This window comes from Coleofasciculus sp. A1-SPW-01 (assembly GCF_040217205.1).
Taxonomy (GTDB): Bacteria; Cyanobacteriota; Cyanobacteriia; order Cyanobacteriales; family Coleofasciculaceae; genus Coleofasciculus; species Coleofasciculus chthonoplastes_A.
Window position 1 is genome coordinate 1 of the sequence record NZ_JAVJNP010000108.1, and the last position, 9,175, is coordinate 9,175.

Here is a 9,175-nt window from a genome sequence, read left to right on the forward strand (position 1 = left end):
TCATCGGATCAGGGGCTAAAGCCCCGACTACGAACGAACCCTAAAGGAGAACATGATGAAGTGCGCTACATTGTGTTTATTCGCGATGTGTTGAGCGAAATTAATCCGTGATAAGTTAGACGAACAGCATCAATGACATAAGACAAATGACCAACCAGGAACGATTTCCAGACATTAAAACGAATTTTTAATGCCTTTGACCCCTTTCGCCCCTTACCCCCTGGTGTTCCAACTTACGTGGATTGTGAAGAGGTGCGGGGCGATTGTGATATTTTAATTGAACTGGGACGATCGATTTTATTATCAGATAGAGTCACCTGTAATCTCTATGCGGGACATCGGGGGGCGGGAAAATCAACGGAATTACTGCGGCTGAAAGCGGACTTAGAAGAGCAGAAGTATTATGTTTGACAATTAAACCGAGCGCACGTCGGTGTTAGGGCACACGTCATTGGTGTCAGACTTAAGCTCAACCCCTCACCCCCAGCCCCCTGACAGGTGTAGGTTTTTTACTCTTAGGTGGGGACAAGACAAGGAGGACAAGGATGGAAAGAAGACAAGGGGGGAAAATCTCTCTAGTATTGCTTTTCTACCTTAAGTTGACACCCATGGGCAATGCCGTACCCCTACAGGTAGCGCCCGTGTCACCAATGGGTTTATCGCAACCCCATCCCTTGCAACTCTTGACGTAACCGTTGCGCTTCCTGGGGATTGGTGACTTGATGACGGGCGATCGCACTCTCAAATGCGGCTAAACTTTCTGATACTCGTCCCAGTTTAAGTAATACAACCCCTAAGTTTTGGTAAGCGTCGGCATAGTCGGGATTCAGTTGAATGGCTTTTTGATAAGCGGTTATCGCAGATTCCCACTGTCCCAAGGCTTTTAAGGTCATCCCCAGGTGATTGTATCCCACGGCAAAACTCGGATCAATTTTCACCGTGGTTTCATAAGCTCGTTTCGCTGTGGTGAAATCGCCAACGCCGAATAACAAATTCCCTAAATTATTATAGGCTCCCAGTTTAAGTTGGGGCAGAATCGGTTGCTTAATCGCGTCTTGATAGTGATCTGCCGCTAATTGGAGTTGATTCTGTTTGGTGTAAGCATTGCCTAAATGGTAATGTAATTCAAATAAGACCGAAGCGTCTACCTGTGAATCCGTGAATCCACGTTTAAGCAGGGCAATTCCCTCCCCTACTTGACCGATTTGCACATACAGCGCCCCTAATTTACTACACAAGTATGCATCATTAGGATGATCAGCCAGGAATCCTTCCATAGCAGTCTTGGCGCGAGTGTATTTATCCAACGCCGCGATCGCACCCGGTTGATAGCCATAATGTAAAATGCCCACCGTAGACAGGGAAATCACCTGCCAATCGGGTTCTCGCTGCAACAATTGGGCGACACTATCATCCACCAGAGAATGGTAGGGGCGAGAAAAATAGATATCGGGATGATGGCGAAATAAACGGGATACCAGGGAATAGGGGGATTGAGTCGCACCCACTTCTTGACGGATCAGATTAATCACCAAGTTGCGATCGTTTTGTATCGCCTGTTGGATTTCGGGGACAATTTCCGGCGTTAACACCTCATCCGCATCCAGTACCAACACCCACTTCCCGCGCACATATTGCAGCGCCTGGTTGCGGGCGGCGGAAAAGTCATTGCACCATTGAAAATGATAGACTCTTGCTCCATAATCGGTAGCGATATCAATCGTGCGATCGCTTGATCCGGTATCTAGGATCACCATTTCATCGACGATTGGCTGCACACTCTCCAAAACTTGAGATAAACTGGCTTCCTCGTTTTTTACAATCATACATAGACTGAGATCCATCCTTAATTCCCTCTTTGGTGACAGTCAGACATGGAACAATAAGATCAGTTGATTTGCTATTCATACTAGAAAACAATGCCAAAACCGACACAAGCCCACATGTCTCGCACAATCTCTAAGAGTCAGCCTAGTGGTGCGAAGGATATGACTAAGCGCCAGATGGAATATTATATGGGAGCGAAGCTGATTGAGGTTGGGGTTAATCCCAAATCGGCGATTTATCGTTGGTCAGTGGAAGATAAAGGAAGTCGTGAAGTCTGGACGTATAGCGCCTACTGGAGTGATTCTAAAGAGGAATTATTGCAGAAGGAACAGGAATCCTAGAGTGTTGGTCAAGTATTCCGAGAAACCGGGTTTCTCGTAAGGATGACAACGACTATCAAGCTTTCACCCAAAGAAACCCGGTTTCTTGACCGATGTCCTAGTGCAGTGTGTGAAAATAGCTAAGGGAGTTGGGGGAGATATTCGCGGTTCAGTGATTATGGAATGTTGGGTTGAGCGAAGTCGAAACCCAACCTACAAATTAGCTGCATAAGCTGTTCGGCATTTAAACCTTAATGTCAATAATGTAATACCCAATTTAAATGCATGACAGCTTATCACTCCTTTGAATTGAAATGTCATTTTATAGTTGGCGCTTAAATGCTTATGGCGCTAAAGCGCAACTACAAACAAACATTCAACTTAGTTGGGCGACTATCTGATTTTGTAAGACGGTTTGTTCGGTGAGTAAATCGTCTACTGTTAATCGTAATGCGCGATCGCGATCGACTGAAAATTTGAGTTTGATCCGATCGCGTCCCGGATTTCCGGGGGGTGTAAGCTGGGCAATGGTTCTGGCACCGTCCCGATCATTTAAGGGTTGTACGGCGGTTTTGCCGCCACCGAGTTGGCGGGTGACTAAGCGATCGCCTTCAAAGTATACCTCGGTTGCTCCGGTTTCTGCGCCTAATTCGCCGACGATTAATTCAATACTCGGTTGATTGTCTACTGACGCCCCTACTACTAATTCCACGGGATTACTCATCGGATAGGGTTGTCCGGCTTTTATAATCGGATGCCAATTGTGACACTTATTCCGTCGATCCCAGTAGCGAATCCCATAGCTATGGTAGAGGAAGTCTTGGACTTCAATCCCTTGGGCTAATTGTAATGCGCCCTGGGCGATGGCTTCAAAGGGTTTTCGGGAACGAATCTTTTCGGCGTTAAAGTATTGCTTTACCCACTCTTGGACGGCGGGAATTTTTACGGTTCCGCCCACTAATAATACCGCATCAATATCGGCGACTTCGATACCACTGCGCCGTGCTTGTTGCAGGAGTTGGGTCATTCGTTCATTCAGGTTATCAAAGAATTGGTGATCGTTTAAAATGGTTTCCAAGGTTTGCCGATCCAGACTCAGTTCATAACTCTCTAGTGTTTCATCGTTAAAGTAAACTTCCGTGGCGGTGGATTCTGTAGAAAGCTTTATTTTCAAGCGTTCCGCTAATCGCGTGGTGAGAGGCGATCGCGTAATTCCCTGGGTTTTGACAAAATAATCTACTAGCCAGTTATCAATATCTGAACCGCCTAAATTTTGTCCAGCTTTGGCGAGTACGCGGGCGATTTGTGGCTTTTGTCCCGAACGTTCACCTAATACTTTTTCCCCCCATTTCAGGATAAATCCCAGGGGCTGTTTCCCCGGTTGTACCTCTTGATTTAACTGCACCAGGGATAAATCCAAAGTACCGCCACCGAAATCCACGACGAGGAGGGTTTCACCTTCTGCTACACCATACCCCAAAGCGGCGGCGGTGGGTTCATCCAGTATCCGCAGTTGTTCCACGGGTAAGGCTTGACACACTCCGGTTAACCAGTGGCGATACGCCTCAAAGCTATCGACGGGTACGGTAAGAATTAAGGATTCAATCGTGTCTGTGGGGGAAGGGGAGACTTTGGCGATAATTTGGCTGAGGAACCATTGTCCAATTTGCTCAAAACTGATGGGTTGTTGATCCAATTCCGGCAAAAATCCCTGAATCTGGGAACCTATCCCGCGTTTGAAGCCGGAGAAAAAGCGGAGATCGGTGGTAAGATCTAAGCCGCGATCGCGGATTGTTTGACCGACGATCACCTGACCTTGCTGGGCATCCTCAACATAGACCAAACTGGGAATCAGGGGTGGATTTTGGGCAAGTTGTATTGATAAACCAGGTAGGCTGACGGTTTCCGCTTCGCCCGTGGCGGCGTTCCAGCGAGTGATAACTGTATTGCTTGTGCCAAAATCAATTGCGTAGTTCGTCATTTGTCATTCGTCATTCGTCATTTGTTATTTGCCACTATACAGGAAATAGGAATTGTGAAGTCAGCCTTTAGTCCTTTGAGTTTATAATCGGAATTTCGACAATAAACTCCGTTCCTTGATCGGGATGGGAAACACACTGAAGTTGACCTTGATGCTTTTCGACAATAATTTCATGGCTAATTGATAAGCCTAATCCGGTGCCGCGTCCTACGGGTTTTGTGGTAAAGAATGGATCAAATATTTGGGAAATAATATCGGCATTAATTCCGGCACCATTATCCGCAATCCGAATAACGGCAAAGTCTGATGGTTGCTGTTTATGACCATTATCGTCTGCACTCTGACTCTTTTGAACCATTTCGGTGTGAATTTTAATCACGCGGGGAGCGGGTTTATTCTCTAAGGCATCAATCCCATTACTCAGCAAGTTCATAAATACCTGATTTAACTGACTGGCGTAGCAGGTAATCGCTGGAATTTCACCGTATTCTTTAATCACTTCAATTTGGGGACGATTGCCTGATGCCTTGAGGCGATGCTGTAAAATAATCAAGGTATTATCTATACTTTCATGAATATCAATTGTTTTTCGCTCTGATTCATGATGTCGAGAGAAAATGCGTAAGGATTGAACAATTTGCTGAATGCGATCAGCACCTATCTCCATCGATTTGATTACATTTTGCCAATCCTCACTGACGAACTCCCAGTCAATCTCTTCACTAATCTCTTGAATGGCGTCTGGGGGATGGGGATAAGCTTCACTATAGGCATTAATTAAGCGAGTGAGATCGACAAAATAATTTTTAGCATACATGAGATTCCCGCCAATAAAGTTGACAGGATTATTAATTTCGTGAGCTACACCTGCCACCATTTGCCCTAAGCTGGACATTTTCTCATTATGAATCAGTTGAGTTTGGGCGCGTTTGAGTTCAGCTAATGCTGTCTCTAGTTGGATCGATTTTTCCTGTTCTCGCTGAATCGATTGATGCAAGGCTTCCTCGGCTTGTTTACGTTGGCAGATATCTTTGAGTGAACCCACCATTCGCTGAGGTTTTCCGTCCTCATCCCACAGGGCTTGTCCGCGACACATTACCCATTTATAGTCACCATTTTGGCATTGTAAGCGATATTCAATTTCATAATAAGGGATTTTTCGCTGCAAGTAGTTTTGGGTTGTTTCGATAATTTGCTCGACATCATCGGGATGGATACGACTAATCCATTCATCAAAACGATGTACAATTTTACAGGTTTCATCGTGGCAATTTTGATTACCGATAATTTCCTGAAACCGCTCAGACGTAAACACTTCCTCAGTTTTCAAATTCCAATCCCAAATTCCATCATTATTGCCTTGTAAGACTAACTGCCAGCGTTCTTCACTTTGGCGTAAATCTTCTTCAATTCTCTTGCGTTCTGTAATATCTTTGCCGACGGTGATTACACAGCGTTCCCCTTTCAAATCAATAAACTCAGCCGATAATAATAAGGTAATAATCTCACCCCATTTAGTCCGCCATTCCGTTTCCCAGTTACACAGTGATCCTTGTCGATGTAAAAGCTGTTCAAACTGAACCATGTTTTCAGGATTGACGACCAAGTTTAGATCAAAAATTGTCTGACCAATGACAGCTTTTCTCTCATACCCCAATAGATTGAGAAAACTTTGATTCACATCGATATAGCGTCCGTCTGGGCAAGTGCTAATCGTAATCGGGTCAGGGCTACAACTAAAAGCTTTGGCAAATTTTTCTTCTGAGATTTTGCGGGCTACTTCGGCGCGTTGCCGTTCTTGGACTTCTAAGAGTAATGAGGTGAGATCGGCGATGGAACGGGCAAAGTTTTGCTCTTCTGGTGTCCAATGTCGGCACGTTTCTATCTGTTCAATACATAACACACCTACGGTTTTTCCGCCCAATCGTAAAGGGGTGTCTAGCATTGATGTTATGTTTAATCCCTGTAGGTAAGACTCCAGCAAATCACCGCTTCTGGGATCGCTGATCACATCATCTACTGCAACGAGGGGAGCCTCACTTAAAGCGTTAAAGTAAAGCGGATGGTTTGCTAGGGCTAGGCTTAACCCGGTGCTATGTTTACAGTGACTTTGCTGGAATAAATCCAGACATTCAATATGAGTTTTTTGTTGATTATAGAGCCAAATACCGACTCGTTCGACTTCAAGAGTACGGGCTGTGACTTCAGTGATTTTCTGAAACGCTAATTCTAAATTCCCCTGATATAAAATTTTATTTTTAGCCAGTTCAATGAGTAAACTATTTTGATGGCTAAGCTGTCTTGCCTGTTGGCGAAGTTGGTTTTCGGCTTGCTGGCGATCGCGAATTTCTTGTTGGAGTAAACTATTTTGTTCTTTTAACTGGTTCTGTAATCCTTGCAGGAGCAGTTGATGTTCGATCCGAACTAAAATTTCTTCCGGTTGGAACGGTTTAGTAATATAGTCAGCCCCGCCAATTTTTAACGCTTTGACTTTCTCTGCCGCTTCCGTCAATGCGCTTAAAAAAATAATCGGAATGTCTTTGGTTTTCGTATTTGTCTTCAGACATTGACAAACACTATACCCATCCATATCCGCCATGACAATATCCAGTAAAATTAAATCAGGAGGCGATGAAATTGCCGCATGGATGGCGAGTTTACCACAAATAGCCCGTTGAATGTTATAATGTTCTTTCTCCAATACATTCGATAAAAACCGTAAATTATTGGGGTTATCGTCAACCACTAATATCGTTATTTTAGGTTTATTCAATACCATTGATAATTGTTGACTTAGCATCACTCTAGTCCTTATGAATGATTAATGACCGCCTGAGTCACTCGCAGAATAACATCCAGTCTAAAATCATGAAGTAAATCCGTTAATGCCTTGGCTAAATCTGCCTTTTCTGTCGGTAGTTTTTGAATCAACTGAGCAATCATTGCTTCATCTAACTGATTAGCCGCCTGTGCTAATTCAGTCACCCAGGCTGAAGGTAGACTGGATAACTCTGAACAGAAAAACGAGTCTGGTTTTTCTTGTCTGCTATAACTTGAGAGAGAGAGAGGTAAACTATCCGATAACTCTTCATAACGATAGCGCACTCCTAAATGGTGGGCAATTGTGTCAAAAATTTGCTCCTCTGTAAAGGGTTTCCGGACAAAATCCTCAGATCCGGCGGCTAAAATCTCCTCTCGCCTTTCCTCAAAGGCGCTAGCGGTTAAGGCGATAATAATAGTTCTAGATAAATCGAGAACTGAGTTGGATTGAGATAACCGTTCTTTTTCTTTGCTTTTAAGCCGTCGCGTTGCTTCTAACCCATCCATCATTGGCATACGTGTATCCATAAAAATCAAGTGAGGTTGCCAAGTTTCCCATAACGGTAAGCATTCCATCCCATTTGCCGCCTCCCGCACTTCAAAGCCAATCGGTTCGAGTAATTTAGTCAGCAACAGGCGATTTTCTGGGGTATCATCAACGACGAGGATACGATAGGTTGGTTGATTGGGTTCTAAGCCTAAGACGCGCTGACGGGGTTGGGGGGTGACGGGGTAGACATCTGCCGGACTAATTTTAATACCAAATTTAAAAATTGTCCCTTTGCCGACAACACTACTGACGGTAATCGTTCCCCCCATCAGTTGCACAAATTTACGGGTAATGGTTAACCCTAAACCTGTCCCTTCCGCCATTTTTTGTCCGGTTTCGGTTTGGACAAAGGCATCAAATAAGTTGTCAATTTCAGCCGGAGAAATACCCGCTCCCGTATCTTCTACTTCAAACCGGAGTCGGGGGGGAAATGCTGACAATGATGATGAGTCGGTGTCTGAAGGGTTTTGATCGGTTAACGGCTCAGTTGCCAAATTTACTCGTAAGGTAATTGTACCCTGTTCGGTAAATTTAATCGCGTTACCTAAAAGGTTAATTAAACAAACCCGTAATTTTTTTGCATCGGTTTTTATGGTTTGTGGAACATTGGGTGCGACGCTGAAGACTAGATTTAACTTTTTCTGTTCAGCTTTAATTTGGAACATTTCTTCCAAATTATCTAACAAGCGATACAAATCAAAGCTGGTTTCATAGAGGGAAATAATCCCTGCTTCAATCTTCGACAAATCTAAGACATCATTAATTAAGTCCAGTAAATGTTCACCACTACGATTAATAATACCCAGATATTCTCGTTGTTCCGGTGTAATTTTCAGATCACGACTCATGACTTGGGTAAACCCTAAAATAGCATTCAAGGGCGTGCGGAGTTCGTGACTCATATTGGCGAGAAATTCACTTTTAGCTTTAGAGGCGGCGGCGGCGGCTTTTTCGGCTTTGCGTCGCTCTTGAATTTCCTGCTCTAATTTGTGATGGCGATCGCGTACTTCTTGAGACAGTCGCCGAATCGTCAGTTGATGCTCCACCCGCGCCAAGACTTCTTCAACTTGAAAGGGTTTGGTGATGTAATCAACACCCCCCACGCGAAAGGCTTTGACTTTATCCAAAACATCATCAATGGCACTAATAAAAATGATGGGAATGTCACGAGTCTCCGGATCAGCTTTGAGAGTTTCACAGACTTGATACCCATCCATTTCTGGCATCCGGATATCCAGTAATATGAGATCGGGTTGGGCAGATTTAGCGGCGCGAATTGCCATTTTCCCCTTAACCACACCCCGCACTTGATAGCCTTGCTCCGACAAAGTTGCGGATAAAACTTGTAAGTTTTCTGGGGTATCGTCAACAATTAATAGGTTGCCTTTAGTCATTTATCTTATGTCTTATGTCTGATGTCTTATGTCTGTCGGTATTTGAATCAGGGCGGGTTTTGTTGCTCAGTTATCGGCTCTTAATTAGGGTTAGTCCCTAAACTATTGGTGTCAACTTAAGCGCCAAAAGTGCGACAGGGGGAGCTTTTCACCCTCATCCCCTAACCCCTTCTCCCACCCCCCTCGTTCCCCCCTACCCCCCTCGTTCCCCCCTACAAGAGGGGGGATGACAGAGGATACTTCGTTTTTGTGGCACGGGGGAGGACAGAGGATGCTTCGCTTT

General features: G+C 44.5%; 5 protein-coding genes and 1 pseudogene. 2 read left to right on the forward strand and 4 right to left on the reverse strand.

Features of this window, described 5'->3' with window-relative positions; all coding sequences use genetic code 11:
* Positions 1-183: 183 nt before the first annotated feature.
* A pseudogene (locus tag RH949_RS16275) lies at positions 184-408 on the forward strand (hypothetical protein); the annotation flags it as partial.
* Between the two features lie 248 nt (positions 409-656).
* On the opposite strand, the gene RH949_RS16280 reads toward RH949_RS16275, so the two are convergent.
* The gene (locus tag RH949_RS16280; protein WP_446354533.1) at positions 657-1,826 is read right to left on the reverse strand and encodes a tetratricopeptide repeat protein; all 1,170 of its coding nucleotides are present in this window, start codon (positions 1,824-1,826) and stop codon (positions 657-659) included.
* 93 nt (positions 1,827-1,919) lie between these two features.
* Between RH949_RS16280 and RH949_RS16285 the strand changes: the two genes are divergently transcribed.
* Positions 1,920-2,168, forward strand: coding sequence for a hypothetical protein (locus RH949_RS16285; protein ID WP_006100796.1), 249 nt, complete (start codon positions 1,920-1,922; stop codon positions 2,166-2,168).
* 355 nt (positions 2,169-2,523) lie between these two features.
* On the opposite strand, the gene RH949_RS16290 is transcribed toward RH949_RS16285, so the two are convergent.
* The 3 genes from RH949_RS16290 to RH949_RS16300 all read right to left on the reverse strand — a co-directional run bounded on the left by RH949_RS16290 (position 2,524) and on the right by RH949_RS16300 (position 8,892).
* Positions 2,524-4,128, reverse strand: coding sequence for an Hsp70 family protein (locus RH949_RS16290; protein ID WP_446354536.1), 1,605 nt, complete (start codon positions 4,126-4,128; stop codon positions 2,524-2,526).
* Between the two features lie 67 nt (positions 4,129-4,195).
* Positions 4,196-6,928: a PAS domain S-box protein gene (locus RH949_RS16295; RefSeq protein ID WP_006100927.1), complete on the reverse strand. Its 2,733-nt coding sequence runs from the start codon at positions 6,926-6,928 to the stop codon at positions 4,196-4,198.
* 11 nt (positions 6,929-6,939) lie between these two features.
* Positions 6,940-8,892, reverse strand: coding sequence for a response regulator (locus RH949_RS16300; protein ID WP_006100938.1), 1,953 nt, complete (start codon positions 8,890-8,892; stop codon positions 6,940-6,942).
* Between the last annotated feature and the right edge of the window lie 283 nt (positions 8,893-9,175).